The 1,006-nt window shown below is 70.9% G+C and carries 1 protein-coding gene; it reads right to left on the reverse strand.

The window, feature by feature from the left end; genetic code table 11:
* A partial coding sequence (locus CA983_RS46505) for a hypothetical protein (protein WP_158101951.1) occupies nt 1-949 on the reverse strand: 949 nt, incomplete at its 3' end.
* Nucleotides 950-1,006: the final 57 nt, after the last annotated feature.

The following is a 1,006-nucleotide window of genomic DNA, read 5'->3' on the forward strand; positions in this document are numbered from 1 at the left end:
GGGGGATTGGCCGGTGGGTGGGGCCGGGGAGGCTGAGGTGAGAGGCCAGGAGTTGCTGGTGGTGGGGGGTTGCGTGCTTTTTGAAGGCGCCGACGGTCAGACCGGGCAGGCCGGAGGGCGCGTCGGGTAGGGCCGTTGCGGTTTCCTGCGGGTGTCCGAGTGCGGTGGTCAGGCGGGTGAGGGCTGCGTTGCGGGCGTGGGTGGTGCCGCCGTAGGCGGGGCCGGCGAGGTCTTCGTGGGTGACGGTGATCACGTCGGGGTGGTGGTGCAGCCAGGTGGCCGGGCGGGTGGCGGGGAAGTCGGGGTCGGTCAGGGCAAGGGTGAGTTTGGCGTCCGTGGTGGGAAGGGTGGCCAGGATGCCTTGGTAGATCAGGTGGTGGGGCATGGTGCCCACCTGTCCACGGGACAGGTTCTGGACCAGGCTGATGATCCGGTCGCCGGCGTCGCGGTGGTGGTAAATGATCGCGGGTCGGCCGGTGGCTGCCCAGTGGCGTAGCAGGCCGCCGTCTGTGCGGGTCAGGTCGAGGTCGGTGACGTACCAGGCATCCCGTCCCGGGAGCAGGCGCAGCAGGCTCTCATCACTGTGGCGGGCCAGGCGGTCTTCGAGGGCGGGGTCGAGGGGGGTGTGGGCGGTGACGGGTTGTCCGAGCCGGCGCCACCACACCCGCCACAGGATTTCTACCGTTGTGGTGTAGGCGTCTTCCAGCTGGGTGTCGGCCTGGTTCTGATGGTGCGCCTGGATGAGGCGGACCGCTTTGTCTCTGCCGTAGGCGGCTTCGAGGAGGGGGTAGACCTCACCCGGGGCGACGGCGGTGGTGTGGCCCGCGGCCGCGCTCATGGTGCCGCGGGAGGTGTAGCCGAGGGCGGTGGTGATCTGGTGCAGCAGCGCGGTCCCGCTGCCGGGCGGGGAGACGACGATCAGCTGCGGCACAGACACAGGTACGGGCACGGAAGGGCTCCACACGAGACAGCCCCCGGGCGCCCCCGGGGGCGCCCGGGGTAAGGA

It is taken from the genome of Streptomyces swartbergensis, assembly GCF_002148965.1.
GTDB lineage: Bacteria > Actinomycetota > Actinomycetes > Streptomycetales > Streptomycetaceae > Streptomyces > Streptomyces swartbergensis.